We start from the raw sequence: 21,800 nt of genomic DNA, 5'->3' as shown, positions 1-21,800 counted from the left end.
GCCGCTTGCCACTTTGCGCTTTAGCAGGCGCGCCATGATGATGGCCGTCCCGTCCGGAGCGTCGCGTTGGACATCAACACCATCGAGGAGATCGTCGCCCGGCCCGACCGCGGATCGCAGTCCGGCTGGCGCCCGGGCGACGCGTGGCTCGGCGGCGGCACGTGGATCTATTCGGAGCCGCAGCCGGACCTTCGCCGCCTGATCGACCTCGACGGCTTCGGATGGCAGGCGATGACGATCTCAACTGACGCGCTCGTCGTCTCCGCCACCGCCAAGATCCGCGAGCTCCACGATTTCGAGCCGCCGTCGGACTGGCGTTCGGGCGGACTCATCGTGCAGTGCTGCGAGGCGCTGCTCGGCTCCTTCAAGATCTGGAACATGGCGACCGTCGGCGGGAACATGTGCCTCGCGCTTCCCGCCGGGCCGATGACGTCGCTCGCGGTGGGCCTCGATGCGACCTGCGTGATCTGGACCGCGGACGGCGGCGAGCGGCGCATGGAGGCCGCGGACTTTGTCACCGGCGACCGCAAGACCGCGCTCAAGTCCGGCGAGCTTCTCCGCGCGATCGCGTTCCCGATCGAGAACTTTCGGGCGCGCTCCGCCTTCCGCCAGACCTCGCTGACGCCGCGGGGGCGCTCGGCCGCGCTGCTGATCGGTCTGTTGCATGACGACGGCCGCTTCGCGCTCACCATCACGGCGTCAACCAAGCGCCCGGTGCGGCTGGACTTTGCTCACATTCCAGAGGCCGGCGAGCTGGTCGAGGCGATCGCGGAGGCGGTCCCGAACGCGCTGCTCCATGACGACGTCCACGGCCGGCCGGACTGGCGGCGGATATTGACCTTCATGCTCGCGGAAGAGATCCGCGCAGACCTTCTCGCGTGAGCGTGACGGTCAACGGATCGCCGTTCGACGCCGAGCCGCGGCCGGGCCAGTGCCTGCGCACGTTCCTGCGCGAACTCGGCTGGTTCGGCGTCAAGAAAGGCTGCGACGCCGGCGACTGCGGGGCCTGCACGGTCCATGTCGACGGGCGGCCCGTGCACAGCTGCATCTTTCCCGCATTCCGCGCCGAGGGGCGCGAGGTCACGACGGTCGAGGGCCTCGCCGGGCCGGACGGGACGCTCTCGCCGGTCCAGCAAAAGTTCCTGGAAGCGCAAGGGTTTCAGTGCGGCTTTTGCACCGCCGGCATGATCTCGACCGTCTCCTGCCTCACCCCGCGCCAGCTCGACGATCTCCCGGGCGCGCTGAAGGGAAACCTCTGCCGCTGCACCGGCTACAGGGCGATCGAGGACGCGGTGCGGGGCGTGGTCCACGCCGAAGGCGCGGCGGATGGCGAGGCGGCGGGCCGCGCGGTGGCGGCGCCTGCGAGCCGGCGGATCGTTACGGGGGCGGAGCGCTACACGTTCGACCTCGCCATGGAGGGCGCGCTTCACATGAAGCTCCTCCGATCGCCCTTGCCGCATGCGCGCGTCGCGTCGATCGACGCTTCGGAAACGCTTGCGATTCCAGGGGTTCGGCTCGTTCTCACCCACATGGACGCGCCGAAGACGCTGACCTCCACCGGTCTTCACGAGCTTGATTCCGACGACCCGCCCGACACCCGCCTGCTCGACGACGTCGTGCGCCATATCGGCCAGCGCGTGGCCGCCGTCGTGGCCGACACCGAGGCCGTGGCGGAGGCCGGCGTCGGGGCGTTGAAGGTCGACTACGCGCCGCTGCCGGCCGTGTTCGAGCCCGCCGCCGCCATGGCCCCGGATGCGCCGCTGCTGCACGAGCGCGAACCGAAGAGCAACGTCCTCGCCGAGGTGCGCGGCCGCATCGGCGAGGCTGACGAAGGTTTCGCGCAGGCCGACGCGGTCTATGAGGGCACGTTCGACTCCCATCGCGTCCAGCACGCCCATCTCGAGACCCACGGCTCGCTCGCCTGGATCGACGATGAGGGGCGGCTTGTCGTCCGCACCTCGAGCCAAGTGCCGTTCCTCGTCCGCCGGCGGCTCGCTTTCGTGCTGGATCTGCCGGTCGAGAAGGTCCGCGTGATCTGCGCCCGCGTCGGCGGCGGGTTCGGCGGCAAGCAGGAGATGCTGACCGAGGACATCGTCTCGCTCGCGACGCTGAAGCTTGGGCGGCCCGTGAAGCTGGAGTTCACGCGTGAGGAGCAGTTCATCGGCGCGACCACCCGCCATCCGATGCGCGTGCGCGCCAAGCTCGGGGCGACGGCCGACGGGTGGCTGAGCGCGATCGAGATGGAGGTGACGTCGAACACCGGCGCCTATGGCAATCACGGGCCCGGCGTCTTCTTCCACGGCTGCAACGAAAGCGTGGCGCTCTATCGCTGCGCGGCCAAGCGCATCGACGGGCGGGTCGTCTATACAAACGTCGTGCCGGCGGGCGCCTTCCGCGGCTACGGGCTGAGCCAGACCAATTTCGCGATCGAGTCGGCCATGGACGAGCTCGCGCGAAAGATCGGGATCAGCCCGTACGAGATCCGCCGCCGCAACGTCATCCGGCCGGGCGACGCGATGGTCGCGTTCGACGACCACCCGCACGACGTCGAATACGGTTCCTACGGGCTCGATCAGTGCCTCGATCTCGTCGAGGCCGCGATGGCGACCGATCGAGGCGAGGCCGTGGGGCTCGGCGTGGACTGGCTTGTCGGCGAGGGCATGGCGGCCGGCATGCTCGACACCATCCCGCCGCGCGGACACCACTCGCACGCGCAGGCGCGGCTGACGGGCGAGGGGGGATACGAACTCTCGATCGGCACCGCCGAGTTCGGCAACGGTTCGACGACCGTCCACGCGCAGCTGATGGCGTCGGCGCTCGGCGTCGCGCCGGAAGCAGTGACGATCCTGCAGTCCGACACCGACATCGCAGGCTACGACACCGGCGCGTTCGGCTCGACCGGCACCGTCGTGGCGGGCAAGGCCGTGCACAAGGCGGCCATGGACCTGAAGGCGAAGATCATCGGCTCGGCGGCCGCGAGGCTGGGCGTCGATCAGGCGACATGCGACCTCGGGCCCGACGGCGTGACGGCCGGCAACGCCAAGCTGACGTTGAAGGAGATCGCGGACGAGGGCGGGCTTTCAGGAGAGGGCGTCGCCGACGGCAGTCCGCGCTCGGTGGCCTTCAACGTTCAGGCGTTCCGCGTCGCCGTCCATCGCCGGACCGGCGCGATCAGGATCCTGCGCAGCGTCCATGCGGCGGACGCCGGCTTCGTGATCAATCCGATGCAGTGCCGGGGGCAGGTGGAGGGGGGCGTAGCGCAGGCGATCGGCGCGGCGCTCTATGAGCATGTGGACGTGTCGGAAGACGGCGAGGTGACCACCGTCACGTTCCGCAACTATCACATCCCGGCCTTCGCGGACGTGCCGCGCACCGAGGTGCTGTTCGCCGAAACCCATGACGCGCTTGGGCCGTTGGGCGCGAAATCGATGAGCGAGAGCCCGTTCAATCCGGTGGCGGCGGCGCTCTGCAACGCGGTCCGCGACGCGACCGGCGTGAGGTTTACGTCGCTCCCGCTGACCGCCGACCGGATTTTCGGCCGGCTGCCAGGGAGCGTCTAAGCGTCAGCCGTTGGCGCCGCGCGCCGTCGACCGGTCCATCTTCGCGGACTGATGTTCGAGGCACTTTTGCACGAAGCTCGAGCGGGCGTAGCCGGTGACGTCGTGTCGGTCGGCGATCTCGTTGCAGGCCTCAACGTGCTTGATCTGGGCCTCGGCCGACGGCGCCGCGAAGGAAGGCGTGGAGAACGGAATGATGGCGAGCGCCAGCATCGCTGCGGTGGTGCGCATGGCGGAACTCCTCTGTTTGGTTGCGTCGCCTAACAAATGCCGCCGCGCCGGAAGAGTTCCGGGCTTTGCCGGGTCTCGATGACCAAATATTGGGCGATCGACATCTCGTTTGATCGAGACCTCGACTGCAGCGTCGGCCGCGACGTCGCGTCGATGCGGCGCGGGGGCTTTCGGGATCGGTTGGCGGCCGCGGCGCGTCTTAGGCGGTCTTGCTGGCCTTCGACCGCGTGAAGGCCGCGGCGAGGCGCTCGAACGAGTCCTCGACGAGGCTGACATGGCGCAGCATCGCGGCGTGGGCGGCGGCGGCGTCGGCCGCGACGATCGCCTCGACCACGGCGCCATGTTCGGCGTGGGACCGCGGCAGGCGGCCCGGCGTGTGAAACTGGGCGCGCCGATAGGGCAGGAGGCGTTGACGCAGGCCCGCCGCCATCTCGGCGAGCGGTCCGTTGTGCGCGCCGGCGTAGATCATGGTGTGGAACGTCAGGTTCGCGGCCGCGAAGCCTTCCGGGTCGTTCTCGGTCACGAAGGCCGACATGGACTCGTGATGGGCCTCCAGCCGACGCCTTTCGACGGGGCTCATGCCGATGGCGGAAAGCCGCGAGCAGGTCGCCTCGAGTTCGGCCATGGCGCCGAAAAGTTCGGCGAGACGATCGGCGGTGAGGCTCGCCACTACCGCCCCGCGGCGCGGCCGAACCTCGACGAGGCCCGAGGTTGCAAGCTGCCGCAGGGCCTCGCGGACAGGCGTGCGCGACACGCCGAAGCGGTCGGCGAGCGAGTGCTCGTCCAGCCGGTCGCCGGGCTCGAACTCGCCGCTCATGATCGCGTCCGACAGGTCCCGCACGAGGCGGTCGGTGCGGGTGTGAGCGAGATCTGAGAGCTGAGCTTCGGACATCTCGCCTTCGCAAGGGCGGTGAAACGGCCGCTTCGGAATGCAGGATTTGAGTTCTGCATGCAAGGCGCCCGGTTGGCACGGCGTTCGCCTGTCGGAAGGCGCCACAACAAACGATGCGCCCGTCGCGGCGCGGAAGCGGAGGCGATCGCCATGAACGGACTGGGCGGGCTCAACAAGTCGGAAAACGGCGTCGTGATCGGGCTGGTGCAGCTTCAGCTGCCGACCGTCGTGACGCCGGAGGATCTGGCGAGGCAGACGCAGGTCATCGTCGAGATGGTGGCCAAGGCCCGCCGGAACCTCGGCACGATGGACCTCGTGGTGTTCCCCGAATACGCGCTCCACGGCCTCTCGATGGACATCAACCCGGCGATCATGTGCCGGGTCGACGGACCCGAGGTCACGGCGTTCAAACAGGCCTGCGTCGACAACAGGATCTGGGGCTGCTTCTCCATCATGGAGCTGAACCCCGGGGGCATGCCGTACAACACCGGCCTCATCATCGACGATGAAGGCGAGATCCGGCTGAACTACCGCAAGCTCCACCCCTGGGTTCCGGTCGAGCCGTGGGAGCCGGGCGATCTCGGCGTGCCCGTCATCGAGGGGCCGCGCGGCGCGAAGATCGCGCTCATCATCTGCCATGACGGCATGTTCCCCGAGATGGCGCGCGAATGCGCCTACAAGGGCGCCGAGATCATGATCCGCACGGCCGGCTACACCGCGCCGATCCGCCAGAGCTGGCGCTTCACCAACCAGGCGAACTCCTTCCAGAACCTGATGGTGACCGCGAATGTCTGCATGTGCGGCAGCGACGGCTCGTTCGACTCGATGGGCGAGGGCATGATCGTGAACTTCGACGGCACCGTCATCGCGCATGGCGAGACCGGCCGGCCGAACGAGATCATCACCGCGGAGGTGCGCCCCGACCTCGTGCGCGAGGCGCGCGTCAACTGGGGCGTCGAGAACAACATCTACCAGCTCGGCCACCGCGCCTATACGGCGGTGAAGGGCGGCGCGCAGGACTGCCCCTACACCTTCATGCACGACATGGTGGCGGGAAAGTACCGGCTGCCCTGGGAGGACGAGGTCAAGGTGACGGACGGAACCTCCTGCGGCTTCCCGGCGCCGACTCGGCTCTATGGCGAGCGGTTCAAGGACGCGGCCGAGTGAGCGCGCGGGGAGATCTTGCGATGAAGCTGTCTCCGCGGGCCCTGATCGTCGCGGCCGCGTTCGCCGCCTCGACCGGCGCGCTCGCCGATCCGGTCAACAAGTACACGATCACGGGCCGCGCCTCGGCGGCCGCCGAGGCGCAAGGCGTTCCGCTCGACCAGACGCCGAAGCCGCCCGCCCCGGATGGGGAGGCGGCCGCGGGCGAGCCCGGCGCCGATCCGGCGGCCGCGTCGCAGGCCGGGCCGCCCAAGCCGCGCATCGAGCGCTACGGACTGTTCGGCCTCAGCTGGCGTTCGCAGTAGCCGGCGCCTGCGGGCGTCGGGCGCCCGATCGGTTCGCAGACGTTTTGACGAAGACCCGCGAAGCGCCCTCCCGCGCCGCGGGCCTCGCGCTGGCCAGCTCCTCGGATCTGAGCGGATCCCGAGCGCGCCGCGCCCTGCGGCGCCTGTCTATCGCGCGGCGCTAAACTTTGGGCGCCCGTGACGCTCATTAATGCATGCAAAGATATGACATTGCATGCAATCTTCTCGTCACGGGCTTTCGCGGCGTTGTCTTCCTCCAGATCCCACGCGCCGCCGCATCCGGCCCCGACATTGCATGACCCTGTGAGTGCGCCGTCCCCGGATGGGCCGGGACGGCGAGATGCGTCGCGCATGGCGACGCGGACGGCAGATCCGCGTCCGGCCCGAGGGGATGACACGATGACCGACCTGACGATCTCCCGCCGCTCCCTGCTGAAGACCACGGCGGCCGGCGCCGCGCTCGGCCTTGCGGGCGTCCCGGCCTTCTCGACGAGGGCTCGCGCGGCCGCCACGACCGTCGGCTTCATCTATGTCGGGCCCAAGGACGACTTCGGCTACAACCAGGCCCACGCCGAAGGCGCCAAGGCGCTCAAGGCCATGGAGGGGATCGAGCTCGTCGAGGAGGAGAACGTTCCCGAGACCGTCGACGTCCAGAAGACCATGGAGTCGATGATCAATCTCGACGGCGCGTCACTGCTGTTCCCGACGTCCTTCGGCTATTACGACCCGCACGTGCTGGCCATGGCCAAGAAGTTCCCGGACGCCCAGTTCCGCCATTGCGGCGGCCTCTGGGACAAGTCGAAGCATCCGATGAACGCCGGCTCCTATTTCGGCTACATCGCCATGGGCCAGTATCTCAACGGCGTCGTCGCCGGCCACATGTCGAAGTCGAAGAAGATCGGCTTCGTCGCGGCCAAGCCCATTCCGCAGGTGCTGAACAACGTCAACGCCTTCCTGCTTGGCGCGCGCGCCGTCGATCCGACCATCACCTGCCAGGTGATCTTCACCGGCGAGTGGTCGCTCGCGGTGAAGGAGGCCGAGGCCGTCAACGCGCTGGTCGACCAGGGCGCCGACGTCATCACCTGCCACGTCGACGGGCCGAAGGTCGTGGTGCAGACCGCCGCCAACCGCGGGGCGTTCGTGTGCGGCTACCACGCCAGCCAAGCGCCGCTCGCGCCGGAGAAGTACCTCACCGGCGCCGAGTGGAACTGGGCCACGGTCTATTCGATGTACGCCAAGCACGCGCTGGCCGGCGAACCGCTGCCGAACTTCACCCGCGGCGGCCTCTCGGACGGCTTCGTCAAGATGAGCCCGCTCGGACCCGCGGTCACGGAGCCCGCCAGAAAGCAGTTCGAGGCGACGCTCGCCGAGATCAAGAAGGGCGGCTACGCGGTCATCAAGGGCCCGCTCAAGGACAACAAGGGCAAGGAGATCGCGGGCGCGGGCAAGGCCTTCCCCGAGACGGCGATCGAGCTCGAGAGCACGAGCTTCCTCGTCGAGGGCGTGCTGGGTTCGACGTCCTGACGCGGCCTTTGGGCGGGGAGACGCTTCCATGGCCGATGTGACCGCGACCGACGTCGCAGCGCCCCTGGCGCCGCCGAAACTCTCCGGCGCGATCGCCTTCGCGGCGCGCCGCGCCGAAGGGCTGGTCATCCCGCTCGCCGCGCTCATAGCCGGCATGGCGGCCTTCAGCCTGTTCCTGCTCGCGCTCGGCAAGTCGCCCACGCAGTTCTTCGAGCTGATGTGGCGTGGCGGCTTTGGCTCGTGGTTCTCGCTGCAGAACGCGCTGCTCCGGGCGACCCCGCTGCTGTTCGCCGCGCTCTGCGTCGCGCTTCCGGCGCGGCTCGGCCTCACCGTCATCGGCGGGGAGGGCGCGATCGTGCTCGGCGGCGTCGCGGCGGCGGCCTTCGGGCACTGGCTGTCCGGGCTTCCGGCTCCGATGGTGATCCTCGCCATGGGCCTCGCCGCCATGGCGGCCGGGGGCCTGTGGATCGGCGCGGTCGGGGCGCTCCGGCACTACCGGGCGGTCAACGAGACGATCTCGAGCCTGCTGATGGCCTATATCGCCATCGCGCTGATGAACCAGCTGGTCGAGGGGCCGTTGCGCGACCCGGCCTCGCTCAACAAGCCCTCGACCCATCCGCTCGCCGAGGCCTACCGCATCGGCCCGATCCCCGGCATGGACGTGCATTGGGGGCTCGTGGTCGGAATTCTGGCCTGCGTCGCCTGCTGGGTGCTGATCGACAAGACCCGCTGGGGCTTCGCCGCGCGAGTCGCGGGCGGCAACGTGCGCGCGGCGCAGATCCAGGGTCTGAGCGTCGGCCCGCTCATCGTCGGCTTCTGCGCGCTCGCCGGCGCCTTCGCGGGCCTGGCCGGCATGTTCGAGGTCGCGGCGGTGCAGGGCACGGCCAACGCCTCGCTCGCGATCGGCTACGGCTACACCGGCATTCTGGTCGCGTTCCTCGCCCGCCAGAACCCGCTCGGGTGCATCCCGGTCGCCTTCCTGCTCGGCGGCATCGCGGCCGCCGGCGGCCTGATCCAGCGCCGCATGGGCCTGCCGGACGCCACCATCCTCGTGCTGCAGGGCATGCTCTTCATCACCGTGCTGATGAGCGAGACGCTCTACGGCCGCTTCAAGATCTTCAACCCCGACCGCTGGAAGAGGGCCGCCTGATGGAAGACATCGGCCTGTGGGGCGTGCCCCTCGCCATCCTCGGCGGCGCGATCCGCGTCTCGACGCCCTTCATCTTCGTCAGCCTCGGAGAGGCGGTGACGGAGCGCTCGGGCCGCATCAATCTCGGGCTCGAGGGCACGCTCGTCTTCGGCGCGATGGCGGCCTACGCGGTCGCGGTCGAGACCGGCTCGCCCTGGTTCGGCGTGCTGGCCGCGATGGCGGCGGGCGCTGGTTTCGGCCTCGTCCATGGCTGGATCTGCTCGTTTCCGCGGGTCAACGACATCGCGGTCGGCATCGCGCTGATGCTGTTCGGCATCGGCCTCGCGTTCTTCTTCGGCAAGCCCTACATCCAGCCCTCGGCCCCGCCGCTGCCCGCGATCGGTTTCGGCGACTGGTCCGACATCCCGCAGGTGCGCGCCGCGCTCAACGTCAACGTGCTGTTCCTGTTCGGGGCGGCGCTCGCGCTCGCGCTCTGGTGGGGCTTCAAGAACACCAAGATCGGGCTGATCGTGCGGGTGGTGGGCGACTCGGCGGACTCCGCCCGCGCCATGGGGCTCTCGCCGACGACGGTGCGCCTCTTCGCCACCGCCTTCGGCGGGGCGCTCGCGGCGATCGGCGGGGCGTATCTCTCACTCTACTATCCGGGCAGCTGGAACGAGCGCATCTCCTCGGGCCAGGGCTTGATGGCGGTCGCGCTCGTCATCTTCGCGCGCTGGAACCCGATCGGCTGCTTCGCCGCCGCCATGCTGTTCGGCGGCGCGGGCGCGCTCGGGCCGGCGCTTCAGTCGGTCGGCGTCACGCAAGGCTACTACCTGTTCTACGCAGCCCCCTACATCCTCACCCTTCTCATCATGATCGCCACCTCCTCGCCTGGCCGCCAGCTCGCCGGCGCGCCAGGAGAGCTGTCGATCACGAAGTGAGATCCGAAGCCGGAGCAGGTTCCATGAACATGCACGCCCGCGTCGACCAGCGTTTCGTCGAGGCCGAGCCCTACAAGTGGCCCTACAACGGCGACCTGAGGCCGGAGAACACCGCGCTCATCGTCATCGACATGCAGACCGACTTCTGCGCGCCCGGCGGCTATGTGGACGGCATGGGCTACGACCTCAGCCTCACCCGCGCGCCGATCGAACCGATCAAGCGCCTGCTCGCCGCGATGCGGGCCGGCGGCTACCACATCTTCCACACCCGCGAGGGCCATCGCCCGGACCTCGCGGACCTTCCCGAGAACAAGCGCTGGCGCTCGCGCCAATTCGGCGCGGGCATCGGCGACGCGGGGCCCTGCGGCCGCATCCTCGTGCGCGGCGAGCCCGGCTGGGACATCATCCCCGAGCTCTACCCGGTCGAGGGCGAACCGATCATCGACAAGCCCGGCAAGGGCTCGTTCTGCGCGACCGACCTCGAGCTGATCCTCAAACAGCGCCGCATCGACAACATCGTGCTGGCGGGCGTCACCACCGACGTCTGCGTCCACACCACCATGCGCGAGGCCAACGATCGCGGCTTCGAATGCGTGATGCTGGAGGACTGCTGCGCCGCGACCGACAGGGGCAATCACGAGGCCGCGCTCAAGATGATCAAGATGCAGGGCGGCGTGTTCGGGACGGTCGCGACTTCGGACGCCTTCATCCGGGCGATCGCCTGATGGCGTCGATGCGCGCCGTGGTGAAACGGGTGGCGGCGGCCAGCCCGGACGACGTCTCGGGCGTCGAGGCGCTGTTCGACGCCGGGCTCGATCTGGCTTCGGTCGTCGCGGTGCTCGGCAAGACGGAAGGCAACGGCTGCGTCAACGACTTCACCCGCGGCTTCGCCACGCGCTGCTTCGAGGACCTGTTCGCCCGCCGCGGAGCGGGAGACGTCGCGATCGTGATGTCGGGCGGTACGGAAGGCGCGCTGTCGCCCCACTGGACGGTGTTCGCGCGTGAGGCGAGCGACGAAGAGCCCACCCGCGCGCTCGCGGTCGGGATCGCCCGGACAGCGGATCTTGCGCCCGAAGACCTCGGGCGGCGGGGCCAAGTCGAGATGGTGGCAGAGGGCGTCGCCAAGGCGATGGCGGACGCCGGGGTCGAAACCGCGGACGACGTCCATTTCGTGCAGGTGAAATGCCCGCTGCTGACCGCCGCGCGCGTCGAGGAGGCCTCCCGACGGGGCGTCACGACCGCGACCGGCGACACGCTGAAGTCCATGGGCCTGTCGCGCGGAGCCTCGGCGCTCGGCGTCGCGGTCGCGCTCGGCGAGGTCGCGGCGGACGAGATCGGGGACGCGGACGTCTGCCGGAACTACGGGTTGTTTTCCGGCCGCGCCTCGGCGTCGGCCGGCGTCGAGCTCGGGGGCCACGAGATCGTGGTGCTCGGCATGGGGGAGGGCTGGTCCGGCCCGCTCGCGATCGACCATGCGGTGATGGGCGACGCGATCGACGTGGCCTCGGTTCGCGAGGCGCGCGAGCGGATGGGCGAGGGGATCTTGGTCGCCGCGCTCGCCAAGGCCGAGGCCGATCCGACGGGCCGGATGCGCGGGCGCCGGCACGTCATGCTCGACGACTCGGACATCTCCTCCACCCGCCACGCCCGCGCCTTCGTTGGCGGCGCGCTGGCGGGATATTTCGGCGAGACGGAAATCTACGTCTCCGGCGGCGCCGAGCATCAGGGGCCGCCCGGCGGCGGCCCGGTCGCGATCATTCTGGACAGGAGCCAGCCATGAGCACAGCCGTTTCGGTCGAAGCCGTTAGCATGACGATGCGCTTCGGCGCCTTCACGGCGCTGGACGACGTCTCGGTCAAGGTCCCGGCGGGCTCGTTCCACGCGCTGCTCGGCGAGAACGGCGCGGGCAAGTCGACCCTCGTCAAATGCATGATGGGCTTCTACACGCCGACTTCGGGCCAGATGCTCGTCGACGGCAAGGAAGCCGTGATCGCGAGCCCGAAGGACGCCGACCGGCTCGGGCTCGGCATGGTCTATCAGCACTTCACGCTGGTGCCTTCGCTGACCGGCGCGGAGAACCTCGTGATCTCGCGCGAGAACGCCCCGAAGATCATCGACTGGCGCAAGGAGCGCCGCGACCTCGCCGACTTCATGACCACGATGCCGTTCCGCATCCCGCTCGACGTTCCGGTCGCCTCGCTTGCGGCCGGCGAGAAGCAGAAGCTCGAGATCGTCAAGCAGCTCTATCTCGGCCGCCGCTTCATCGTGCTCGACGAGCCGACCTCGGTGCTGACGCCCAACGAGGCAGAGGAGATGCTCGGCCTCGTGCGCGGCATGACGAAGGCCGGCGACCTCACCGTGCTGATGATCAGCCACAAGTTCCACGAGGTGACGTCGTTCTGCGACGACGTCACGGTTCTGCGGAAGGGCAAACGCACCGGCTCGGGCTCGCTCGGCGAGCTCGACCGCAAGAAGATGGCCGCCATGATGATCGGCGACCAGCCGATCGCGGCGCTCGACAGCCGCTCCGCGACGCCCGCCGACGCCAAGCCCGTGCTCACCGTCACCGCGCTGAAGGCCAAGGACCGCACCGGCCTGAAGTCGATCGCGGTCGACGGGCTGACGGTGCGGTCCGGCGAGATCGTGGGGATCGCCGGGATTTCGGGCAACGGCCAGAAAGAGTTTCTCGAGGTGCTGGCCGGCCAGCGGGCGCGCGAGGCCGGCGAGGTGGCGGTGAAGGCCGCGCCCTACGCCTCGACCCGCGAGCAGTCGCGCAAGCTCAACGTCCGCTTCATCCCGGAAGAGCCGCTGCGCAACGCCTGCGCGCCCAGGATGACGGTGGCGGAGAACATCTCGTTCCGCACCTTTGACCTCAACAAGGACGGCAAGCCGGTCGCCTGGATCAGCGCCCGCGCGATCCGGACCTACGCCACGAAGCTCATCGAGCAGTTCAAGGTGAAGACCGCGTCGCTGTCCTCGCCGATCCAGTCTCTGTCGGGCGGCAACGTGCAGCGCGCGGTGCTGGCGCGCGAACTGACCGGGGAGGTCGATCTGCTGATCGTCTCCAACCCCTGCTTCGGGCTCGATTTCGCGGCGGTGGCCGAGATTCGCGCCCGCATCATGAAAGCCCGCAATGGCGGCGCGGCGGTGCTGCTGATGTCGGAGGATCTCGACGAGCTGATGGAGCTCTCCGACCGCATCCTCGTGATGTCCGACGGGGCGCTGGTCTACGAGACGCCGATCGCGAGCGCCGACGTCCATGTCATCGGCGAGCACATGGCGGGGCATCACTGATGGCGCGCCCGCTCGAAGGGCTTGGCCTCGACCTCGCCTCGCTCGCCGCAGCCTACGCCGGCGGGACGACGCCGGCCGACGTCGTAGACGAGGTCTTCGCCCGCATCGAGGCCTGCGGGGATCCCGGGATCTTCATCTCGCTCGCCGACCGCGCCGCCCTCCGCGCGGCCGCAGAGGCGCTCGGCGCGACGCCGGACGGGCGGGCGCTCTGGGGCGTTCCCGTCGCGGTGAAGGACAACATCGACGTCGCAGGCCTCGAGACCACCGCCGCATGCCCCGCCTTCGCCTATCGCGCGGCGGAAGACGCGGTCGCGGTCTCCCGGCTGAAGGCGGCTGGCGCGCTCATCGTCGGCAAGACCAATCTCGACCAGTTCGCCACCGGGCTCGTCGGCCTTCGGACGCCCTATCCTGTCCCGCTCAACGCCGTCGATCCGTCGCTCGTGCCCGGCGGATCGAGCTCGGGCTCCGCGGTGGCGGTGGCCAAGGGACTCGTCGCCTTCGCGCTCGGCACCGACACCGCCGGCTCCGGCCGCGTGCCGGCAGGGCTCAACAACATCGTGGGGCTGAAACCGACCGTCGGCGCGATCCCGACCAAGGGCGTCGTGCCCGCCTGCAAGTCGCTCGACTGCGTCTCGGTCTTCGCGCTGTCGGTCGACGACGCCTATGCGGCCTTCTCCGCGATGGCGGGCTTCGAACCCTCCGACCCGTTCTCGCGCGACGTCCGGACCGCGCCGGTCGGCTTGGCCCCGCCGAAGTTTCGCGTCGGCGTCCCGACGCCCCAGACCCGCAGCTTCGGGGGCGACCCCGCGGCAGAGGCCGCCTACGAGGCGACGCTCGCCGACGTCGCGGCGCTCGGCGGCGAGATCGTCGAACTCGACTTCGAGCCGTTCTTCGCGGTCGCGGGGCTGCTCTACAGCGGACCCTTCGTCGCCGAGCGGCAGGAGGCGATCCGCGGCTTCATCGAGACCAACGCCGACGACATCCATCCGGTGACGCGCCAGATCATCGAGGGCGCGCGCCGCTTCGACGCCGGCCACGCCTTCGGCGGCATGTATGAACTCGCGGCGATGAGGCGCGCGCTCTCGGGCCCGCTCGGCTCCGTCGACTGCCTGCTCGTGCCGACCTATCCGCGGCCCCGCACCGTGGCCGAGGTCTCGGCCCATCCGGTCGGGCTCAACAGCGAGTTCGGCGCCTACACCAACTTCGTGAACCTGATGGATCTCTGCGCTCTCGCGGTTCCCGGCCGCCCGCGGCCCGACGGGCTGCCGGCCGGCGTCACGCTGATCGGCGCGGCAGGCGCCGACGCGCGTCTCGCCGCGATCGGAGAGCGGCTCCACGCCATGGGCGAAACGCCGCTCGGCGCGCTCGGCCTGCCGGCTCCGGCCGCGCCCGATCGCGCGCCGGCTCCCGCGCCCGACGAGACCGCGATCGTGGTGGTGGGCGCGCATCTTTCCGGCATGGCGCTCAACGGCGAGCTCACTCGGCTCGGCGGGCGCTTCCTGCGGGCGATCGACGCCGCGCCCTGCTACCGGCTCTATGCGTTGCCCGGAAAGGTCGCGAGGCCAGGCCTCGTGCGCGTCGCGGAAGGCGCGGGCGCTGCGATCGCGACCGAGATCTGGGCGCTGCCGTCGGCCAATGTCGGACCGTTCATCGCGGGCGTTCCGGCGCCGCTCGGCTTCGGGACGCTGCGCCTCGCCGACGGATCGACGGCGCTCGGCTTCCTCGCGGAGGCGATCGCCACGGACGGGGCGGAGGACATCACCTCGTTCGGCGGCTGGCGCGCCTACCAGCGCAAGCGGGCGGCGGCGTGATGGCCGACGACGCCGCCGCGCTCGAAGCGCATCTCGACGCCGCCGCCGCGCTGCTCGGCCTTCGGGTCGCGCCCCAATGGCGCGCCTCCGTGCTCGCCCATCTTGGCGTGACCGTGACCGCGGCGCGGCTCGTCGACGCCTTTCCGCTCGAGGACGAGATGGAGCCCGCGCCGATCTTCGCGCCGATCGCTCCGGGAGGCGCCGCGTGAGCCTGGCCGCCGCCAGACCCGAGCCCGGCCCCGCGGAGCAAGCGGCCGCCGCCGCGCTCGCCCGGATCGACGCGCTCGACGGGCGCGTCGGCGCCTTCACCGACGTGACGGCCGAGCGTGCGCTCTCCGCCGCGCGCGCGCTCGACGCCGGCGCCAATTCGGGCGCGCTTGCGGGCGTCGCCTTCGCGGTCAAGAATCTCTTTGACGTCGAAGGGCTCCCGACCCGCGCGGGCTCAAGGATCAACCGCGACCGTGCGCGTGCGACCCGCGACGCCGCTCTTCTGACGCGCATGGAGGCGGCGGGGGCGATCCTCACCGGCGCTCTCAACATGGGCGAATACGCCTATGACTTTACAGGTGAAAACATTCACGACGGGCCCTCGCGAAATCCCCATGACCTCACGCGCATGTCGGGCGGTTCGTCGGGCGGGTCGGGCGCGGCGGTGGCGGCCGGATTGGTCGATGTCGCGCTCGCCTCCGACACCAACGGTTCGATCCGGGTGCCCTCGGCGCTCTGCGGCTGCTTCGGCCTGAAGCCGACGTACGGACGGCTCACCCGCGCCGGAACCTTCCCCTTCGTGCAGAGCCTCGACCATCTCGGTCCAATCGCGCGCTCGACCGATCTTCTGGCGCGCGCCTACGACGCCATGCAGGGGCCGGACGCCGAGGATCCCGCCACCACGACGCGCGCGCCGGAACCCGCGGCTCCGTCGCTCGACGCCGGCTTCGCGGATCTCCGGATCGCCACGCTCGGCGGCCATTTCGCGCGCGGCGGCGAGGCGGAGTGCTTCGAGGCGGTGGCGCGCGCCGCGGCCTGTCTCGGGGCCGAAGCGGTGGTCGAGTTTCCCGAGGCCGCCCGCGCCCGCGCCGCGGCCTATCTCATCACCGCGACCGAAGGCGCGGCGCTTCACCTCGAGCGCCTGCGCGCGCGCCCGGACGAGTTCGACCCCGCGGTGCGCGACCGGCTGATCGCCGGCGCGACGATCCCGTCGGCCTATGTGGCCAAGGCCCAGCGCTTCCGGCGCTGGTTCGCGCAAGAAGCGGCGCGCGTGTTTGAGACGGTCGACATCCTGCTCGCGCCGTCGACCCCCTGCCGGGCCCCGGCGCTCGGTCAGAAGACCTTCACGCTCGACGGCGTGACCTTGCCCGTGCGGCCGAATCTCGGCGTCTACACCCAGCCGATCTCCTTCATCGGCCTGCCGGTCGCCTGCGCGCCGATCTTTCTTGACGAGGGCCTGCCGCTCGGCGTGCAGATCATCGCGGCGCCCTGGCGGGAGGCCGACGCGTTGCGCGTCGCCCGCGCGCTCGAGGCGGCCGGCGTGGCCGAATTCCGAAAGGCGAAGCTGTGAGCATCGAGTCCGAGATCGACATTCCCGAGGTGAAGGCCGAGGTCGAAAAGGCCTTCGCGACCTATGAGGCGGCGCTGACCGGCAACGACGTCGCGACGCTCGAGGCGCTGTTCCGCGACGATCCCCGCACGCTCCGCTACGGCGCGACCGAGAACCTCTACGGCATGGACGAGATCCGCGCCTTCCGCCGCGGCCGGTCCTCGAAGGGGCTCGACCGCACGCTCGAGCGCACGCAGATCACCACCTACGGCCGCGACTTCGCGGTCGCCAACACGCTGTTCCGGCGCGAGAACGCGCCCGGCAAGATCGGCCGCCAGAGCCAGACCTGGGCGCGGTTTCCCGACGGCTGGCGGGTGGTCTCCGCCCATGTCAGCGTCATCGACGAGGAGTAAGGGCGATGGTGACGATCGACGCGGAGCCGCAGCCGATCGCGGTGGACCTTGGAAGAACCGCGCTCGTCATCATCGACATGCAGCGCGATTTCCTCGAGCCCGGCGGCTTCGGTGAGACGCTGGGCAACGACATCTCGCTGCTTGAGGCCGCGATCGCGCCCTGCCAGGCGGTGCTGGCCGCGGCGCGCGCCGCCGGAATGCTGGTGATCCACACCCGCGAGGGGCACCGTCCCGACCTCTCGGACGCGCCCAAGGCCAAGGTGGAGCGCGGCGAGCCGAGCCTCAGGATCGGCGCGCAAGGCCCGATGGGCCGCATCCTGATCCGCGGCGAGGCCGGCCACGACATCATCGCGGCGCTCAGACCCGCGCCCGGCGAGCCGGTGATCGACAAGCCCGGCAAGGGCGCCTTCTACCAGACCGATCTCGAACTGATGCTGAGGAACCGCGGCGTCGACACGCTGCTGGTCTGCGGCGTGACGACGGAGGTCTGCGTCAACACCACGATCCGCGAAGCCAACGACCGCGGCTATCGCTGCGTCGCGCTTTCGGACTGCTGCGCGTCCTATTTCCCCGAGTTCCACGAGATGGGGCTCCGGATGATCAAGGCGCAGGGCGGCATCTTCGGCTGGGTGTCGAGCTCCGGGGCCGCGATCGCCGCGATGGCGTGAGGCGCTCTCCCTCGTAAGCCGTTGTTCCGTTGGAGCCCCCGCCGTCGTGCCCGCGCCTTCGCGCGGGCATTCACGACTTGGTCAAAAGCGCGCGGCGACAGCCGAAATCGTGGATACCCGGCTTTGCCGGGCATGACGGCGGTGCGTCCGGTGGGCCGGCGGCTCTCTTCTCCCCCAGGCCGAGGCATAAAAAATGGCCGGCGAACCTGTCGCCGGCCATGTTCAAGTTTGGGAGGAAACCCGGAGAGAGGGAGGAAAGATCAGAAGCGCAGCACCGCAAGCGCCTGGAAGCGGCTCTCGTCGACCTTCGAGCCGAGCTTGTTGACCCAGAGCTGGTATTCGGTGCCGAGGAAGAACACGTCCTTCTTGCCGGTGATCGCGTAGCCGGCGTCCCAACGCAGCTGCGGCTGGGCGAGGAACCAGTCCTTCTGCTTGATCTTGAAGCCGTCGATGTTGGTTTCGACGTTCCACGTATATTCCCAGTGGCCCTCGAAGCTGAAGAACTGGCCGGCGATCTCGAACGGCGCGGCGAAGGAGTTGTCGAACTGCCAGCCGTCCTTCTGGCGCCCGTTCGGCCCCTTGTGGTCGCTGTCGTCGAGCACGGCGGTGAACTGGGTGCGGAAGAACGCGAAGCCCGGAACCTTCCAGTCGACATAGATGCCGGGGAGGTAGCTGCGATAGTTGGCGTCGGCGTCGGCGTTGATGCCCGCCACCACGCCGACGTCCTTGATGATGCCGTCGCCGTAGTTCACGCCGAGCAGCTTCGAGGACGAGAAGTAGGCGTAGAATTCGCCGTAGGCGTCCTTGTCGTTGAAGCCGTCGCGCTTGTTGTCGTCGAGGAAGTCGATGAAGAAGAACACGTCGCCGAACACCCAGCTGGAGGCGTGCTGCAGCGTGACGATGGGGGTGTAGTTCGGGTCGCCGCCCGGCGCGAAGGGGTTCTTCAGCCGGCCGAGCTGGAACTGGATTTCGGTGGTCGAGAAGGTGAAGGGCGCGGGCGTCGCGGGAGCGGGTTCGGCCATGTCGGCCGCGACCGCCGAGGTCGCGCCGCCGGCCAGGACCGCAGCGGCGACGGCGCCGAGCGTCCAGGACTTCAGGTCGGCGAAGGATTTGCTCGAATTCCAAAGACGCGTCATGTCACAAGGCTCCCCGTCGAGCGTAGTTCGCCGCACCCGCGCAAGATTTTGCGCGCGGCTTTCGTCTCGAATTACATCGACCCCCGATGCTTCGACGAGAGTCACATGACCGAACCGGACGGTCAATATGACGAGGACGTGAAAGCTGTAGTCGTTCGCAAGTGTATCCGAGGGTACACAGTGGCGTGAAAAGAGGCGCGAGAAGACGTGACTTGATCGATCTTTGATCAATACCGGCCGGCGGACGCGCAGTTGGTGCAAGCCGGCGCCTTAATGCGAGTCATGGATCAGCGCGCGGGCGAGCGCTGCATGGCGTTCGAGCGCCATCTCACGGTCGACCGTAACGCAGCGGCCGCGCTCGACCACCACGCGGCCGTTGACCACCGTCAGGTCGGCGCGCGCCGGACCGCAGAAGACGAGCGCCGCGACCGGGTCCCATTGCGCGCCCGCGAAGGCGACGTCGGAAAGGTCGAAGGCCGAGACGTCGGCGGCCTTGCCCGGCGCGAGCGCGCCGATGTCGTCGCGCCCGAGCGCCTTCGCGCCGCCGAGCGTCGCGAGTTCGAGCGCCTGCCGGGCGGTGAGCGCCGCGCCGCCCTTGGCGACGCGCTGGAGCAGCAGCGCCTGCCGCGCTTCGGCGAGCATGTGGCCGCTGTCGTTCGAGGCCGAGCCGTCGACGCCGAGCCCGACGCTGACGCCCGCCGCCATCATCTCGCGCACCGGCGCGACGCCGCTGCCGAGCCGCATGTTGGAGCAGGGGCAGTGCGCGACGCCCGTGCCGGAGCGGGCGAAGAGGCCGATCTCCTCGGCGTCGAGCTGGACGCAGTGGGCGTGCCAGACGTCAGGCCCGCACCAGCCGAGCGCCTCGGCATAGGCCCCCGGGCGCACGCCGAACCTTTCCAGCGAATAGGCCACGTCCTCGACGTTCTCGGCGAGATGGGTGTGCATGCCGACGCCGTAGCTTCGGGCGAGCTCCGCGGAGTCCCGCATCAGTTCGCGACTCACCGAAAACGGCGAGCAGGGCGCGACGCCGACCCGGACCATCGCGAACCGTGAGGGGTCGTGGAACGTCTCGATCACGCGGCGGCAGTCGCGGAGGATGGCGGCCTCGTCCTCCACCAGCGCGTCGGGCGGCAGGCCGCCCTTCGACTCCCCGATGCTCATCGAGCCACGGGTCGCGTGGAAGCGCAGGCCGATCCCGGTCGCGGCCTCGATGGAATCGTCGAGCCGCGCGCCGTTCGGAAACATGTAGAGGTGGTCGGAGCTCGTGGTGCAGCCGGTCTCGGCGAGCTCCATCAGGCCAATGGTGGTCGAGGCGCGGATGTGCTCCGGGCCCATTCGGCCCCAGATCGGGTAGAGCGTCTTCAGCCAGCCGAACAGCAGCGCGTCCTGCGCGGCCGGGACCACGCGGGTGAGGTTCTGGTAGAGGTGGTGGTGGGTGTTGACGAGGCCGGGCGTCACGACGCGGCCCGCCATGTCGATCACGCGGTCGGCGGTCTGCGGAAGCTCGGCGGTCGTCCCGACCTGTTCGATCACCCCGTCGCGGGCGAACAGCGCCCCGTCGGCGATTTCGCGCCGCCCGTCGTCCATGGTGACGAGCACGTCGGCGCGGCGGATCAGAAGGGTCGGCAAGCCAGGAACCTCACACGTGCTCGGCCGTCGCAGCCGCCGAGGCCGCGTGGGCCCGGGCGTCCTCGGCGCTCCCGAACCCGTTGAAGAACAGGTTGAGCAGCACCGAGACGACGGCGGCGAGCAGAATGCCGGACTCCAGCAGCGGATGGAGCGCATCCGGCAGGTTCCGGAAGAAATTCGGCGCCACCATCGGGATCATGCCGAAGCCGACCGAGATCGCCACCACGAAGGTGTTGAAGCGGTTGGTCTCGAAATCGGCGTTCTTCAGGATGCGCACGCCCGTCGCCGCCACCATGCCGAACATCACGACGCCCGCCCCGCCGAGCACGGGCTGGGGGATGGCCTCGACCAGCGCGGCGACCTTCGGCAGGAGGCCGAGCACGATCATGATCGCCCCGCCCGTGACCGTCACCCAGCGCGACTTGACCCCCGTGACGCCCACGAGCCCGACGTTCTGGGAGAAGGACGTGTAGGGGAAGGTGTTGAACACCCCGCCGAGGATCGTCCCGACGCCGTCGGCGCGCAGGCCCCGCGTCAGGTCTTTCTGGTCGAGCGGCCTGTTCGTGATCTGGCCGAGCGCGAGGAACATGCCGAGCGACTCGATCATCACGACCAGCATCACGAGGCACATGGTCAGGATCGGCACGAGGTGAAACTGCGGCAGGCCGAAATGGAAGGGCGTTATGAAGGCGCCCCATGAGGCGGTCGCGACCTTCTCGACATGCATGAGGCCGAGCGCGGCCGACAGCGCCGCGCCCGCCACGATGCCGAGCAGCACCGCGATGTTGGCGATGAAACCCGCGCCCCAGCGGATGAGGCCAAGGATCACGAGCAGCGTGAAGAGCGCGACGCAGAGCCCGAGCGTCTGGGCGTAGGCGGGGTTGGGGAAAGCGCCCGGAAACGCCTCGCCGGGCACCGCCTTGGTGATGGTCGGCAGGCCGCCGCCCGCCCAGTTGATCGCCACCCGCATCAACGAGACGCCGATCACGAGAATGATCGTGCCGGTGACGACCGGCGGGAACAGCGGCAGCAGCCGGCTGACGAAGGGCGCGACGAGCACGCCGAAGACGCCGGCGGCGATCACCGAGCCGTAGATGCCCAGGATGCCGATCTCGGGAACCGTCGCCATCGACAGCATCGGGCCGACGGAGGCGAAGGTGACGCCCATCATCACCGGCAGGCGGACGCCCACGCCCCTGAAGCCGAGCGATTGGCAAAGCGTCGCGAGCCCGCAGACGAAGAGGTCCGCGCTGATGAGGAAGGCGACGTCCTCGGGCGGCAGCTTCAGCGCGCGCCCGATGATGAGCGGCACCGCGACCGCGCCGGCGTACATCACCAGCACGTGCTGCAACCCGAGCGTGATCAGCCGCGGGGCCGGAAAGGTCTCGTCGACCGGATGGACTGCTGACGACATGCCGGACCCCTCGTGACCTCACTGTCCCGTGAGGATTCAAGCCGCGTGCCAGTCGTCGGCGCGGGCTTGGTCCGGGACCAGGGGAACGCCCACGGGACCGGACTGCGTGCTTCGAGACGCCGCGCTTGCGCGCGGCTCCTCAGCATGAGGGAGGT

The 21,800-nt window shown here is 69.6% G+C and carries 20 protein-coding genes; 15 read left to right on the top strand and 5 right to left on the bottom strand.

The genetic code is table 11. The features are described from left to right. The first annotated feature begins 66 nt into the window (after nucleotides 1–66). The gene (locus tag ACFOWB_RS17955) at nucleotides 67–882 is read left to right on the top strand and encodes an FAD binding domain-containing protein (RefSeq protein ID WP_261403488.1); all 816 of its coding nucleotides are present in this window, start codon (nucleotides 67–69) and stop codon (nucleotides 880–882) included. Beyond that, a complete protein-coding gene (locus tag ACFOWB_RS17950) occupies nucleotides 879–3,560 on the top strand; it encodes a molybdopterin-dependent oxidoreductase (RefSeq protein ID WP_378148628.1) in 2,682 nt (893 codons plus the stop codon). Before ACFOWB_RS17955 ends, ACFOWB_RS17950 begins: the two co-directional genes overlap by 4 nt. 3 nt (nucleotides 3,561–3,563) lie before the next feature. Here ACFOWB_RS17950 and ACFOWB_RS17945 read toward each other — a convergent pair whose 3' ends face one another. Both ACFOWB_RS17945 and ACFOWB_RS17940 read right to left on the bottom strand, forming a co-directional pair. Next, on the bottom strand, nucleotides 3,564–3,788 hold the full coding sequence (locus tag ACFOWB_RS17945) for a hypothetical protein (protein WP_261403487.1): 225 nt from the start codon (nucleotides 3,786–3,788) through the stop codon (nucleotides 3,564–3,566). Between the two features lie 199 nt (nucleotides 3,789–3,987). Further along, nucleotides 3,988–4,680, bottom strand: a complete 693-nt coding sequence (locus ACFOWB_RS17940; RefSeq protein WP_378148626.1) for a GntR family transcriptional regulator — start codon at nucleotides 4,678–4,680, stop codon at nucleotides 3,988–3,990. Nucleotides 4,681–4,830: 150 nt separating this feature from the next. Between ACFOWB_RS17940 and ACFOWB_RS17935 the strand changes: the two genes are divergently transcribed. The 13 genes from ACFOWB_RS17935 (at nucleotide 4,831) to ACFOWB_RS17875 (ending at nucleotide 17,466) form a co-directional block, all read left to right on the top strand. Beyond that, entirely contained in the window at nucleotides 4,831–5,847 is a 1,017-nt protein-coding gene (locus ACFOWB_RS17935; protein ID WP_378148624.1) for a formamidase, read from the top strand. Between the two features lie 20 nt (nucleotides 5,848–5,867). Further along, complete coding sequence (locus ACFOWB_RS17930; protein ID WP_261403485.1) at nucleotides 5,868–6,149, top strand: hypothetical protein; 282 nt, start codon at nucleotides 5,868–5,870, stop codon at nucleotides 6,147–6,149. 399 nt (nucleotides 6,150–6,548) lie between these two features. Next, entirely contained in the window at nucleotides 6,549–7,673 is a 1,125-nt protein-coding gene (locus ACFOWB_RS17925) for a BMP family ABC transporter substrate-binding protein (RefSeq protein WP_261403484.1), read from the top strand. A gap of 28 nt (nucleotides 7,674–7,701) precedes the next feature. Further along, a complete protein-coding gene (locus tag ACFOWB_RS17920) occupies nucleotides 7,702–8,823 on the top strand; it encodes an ABC transporter permease (protein ID WP_261403483.1) in 1,122 nt (373 codons plus the stop codon). Next, nucleotides 8,823–9,743 carry an ABC transporter permease gene (locus ACFOWB_RS17915; protein WP_261403482.1) on the top strand — a complete coding sequence of 307 codons (921 nt, stop codon included), beginning with the start codon at nucleotides 8,823–8,825 and terminating at the stop codon, nucleotides 9,741–9,743. The genes ACFOWB_RS17920 and ACFOWB_RS17915 overlap by 1 nt, the downstream gene beginning before the upstream one ends. Nucleotides 9,744–9,766: 23 nt before the next feature. Further along, nucleotides 9,767–10,468, top strand: coding sequence for a biuret amidohydrolase (biuH, locus tag ACFOWB_RS17910; protein WP_378148621.1), 702 nt, complete (start codon nucleotides 9,767–9,769; stop codon nucleotides 10,466–10,468). Beyond that, the gene (atzD, locus tag ACFOWB_RS17905; protein ID WP_378148619.1) at nucleotides 10,468–11,523 is read left to right on the top strand and encodes a cyanuric acid amidohydrolase; all 1,056 of its coding nucleotides are present in this window, start codon (nucleotides 10,468–10,470) and stop codon (nucleotides 11,521–11,523) included. The genes biuH and atzD overlap by 1 nt, the downstream gene beginning before the upstream one ends. Further along, nucleotides 11,520–13,037: an ABC transporter ATP-binding protein gene (locus ACFOWB_RS17900; protein ID WP_261403481.1), complete on the top strand. Its 1,518-nt coding sequence runs from the start codon at nucleotides 11,520–11,522 to the stop codon at nucleotides 13,035–13,037. Before atzD ends, ACFOWB_RS17900 begins: the two co-directional genes overlap by 4 nt. Then, entirely contained in the window at nucleotides 13,037–14,848 is a 1,812-nt protein-coding gene (gene atzF / locus ACFOWB_RS17895) for an allophanate hydrolase (RefSeq protein WP_261403480.1), read from the top strand. Before ACFOWB_RS17900 ends, atzF begins: the two co-directional genes overlap by 1 nt. Beyond that, a complete protein-coding gene (locus ACFOWB_RS17890) occupies nucleotides 14,848–15,057 on the top strand; it encodes a DUF4089 domain-containing protein (RefSeq protein WP_261403479.1) in 210 nt (69 codons plus the stop codon). The genes atzF and ACFOWB_RS17890 overlap by 1 nt, the downstream gene beginning before the upstream one ends. Beyond that, on the top strand, nucleotides 15,054–16,406 hold the full coding sequence (locus tag ACFOWB_RS17885; RefSeq protein WP_261403478.1) for an AtzE family amidohydrolase: 1,353 nt from the start codon (nucleotides 15,054–15,056) through the stop codon (nucleotides 16,404–16,406). The genes ACFOWB_RS17890 and ACFOWB_RS17885 overlap by 4 nt, the downstream gene beginning before the upstream one ends. Then, entirely contained in the window at nucleotides 16,403–16,798 is a 396-nt protein-coding gene (hpxZ, locus tag ACFOWB_RS17880) for an oxalurate catabolism protein HpxZ (RefSeq protein WP_261403477.1), read from the top strand. The genes ACFOWB_RS17885 and hpxZ overlap by 4 nt, the downstream gene beginning before the upstream one ends. Before the next feature lie 5 nt (nucleotides 16,799–16,803). Beyond that, nucleotides 16,804–17,466 carry a cysteine hydrolase family protein gene (locus tag ACFOWB_RS17875; RefSeq protein WP_261403476.1) on the top strand — a complete coding sequence of 221 codons (663 nt, stop codon included), beginning with the start codon at nucleotides 16,804–16,806 and terminating at the stop codon, nucleotides 17,464–17,466. 260 nt (nucleotides 17,467–17,726) lie between these two features. Here ACFOWB_RS17875 and ACFOWB_RS17870 read toward each other — a convergent pair whose 3' ends face one another. The 3 genes from ACFOWB_RS17870 to ACFOWB_RS17860 all read right to left on the bottom strand — a co-directional run bounded on the left by ACFOWB_RS17870 (nucleotide 17,727) and on the right by ACFOWB_RS17860 (nucleotide 21,645). Further along, nucleotides 17,727–18,602, bottom strand: coding sequence for a hypothetical protein (locus ACFOWB_RS17870; RefSeq protein WP_261403475.1), 876 nt, complete (start codon nucleotides 18,600–18,602; stop codon nucleotides 17,727–17,729). 270 nt (nucleotides 18,603–18,872) lie between these two features. Further along, on the bottom strand, nucleotides 18,873–20,231 hold the full coding sequence (locus ACFOWB_RS17865) for an 8-oxoguanine deaminase (protein ID WP_261403474.1): 1,359 nt from the start codon (nucleotides 20,229–20,231) through the stop codon (nucleotides 18,873–18,875). Nucleotides 20,232–20,241: 10 nt separating this feature from the next. After that, entirely contained in the window at nucleotides 20,242–21,645 is a 1,404-nt protein-coding gene (locus ACFOWB_RS17860) for a nucleobase:cation symporter-2 family protein (RefSeq protein WP_378148615.1), read from the bottom strand. Nucleotides 21,646–21,800: the final 155 nt, after the last annotated feature.

The sequence above is a fragment of the Chenggangzhangella methanolivorans genome (assembly GCF_042648545.1).
GTDB classification, from domain to species: domain Bacteria; phylum Pseudomonadota; class Alphaproteobacteria; order Rhizobiales; family Methylopilaceae; genus Methylopila; species Methylopila methanolivorans.
This window is presented reverse-complemented; position numbering and strand designations above follow the sequence as displayed.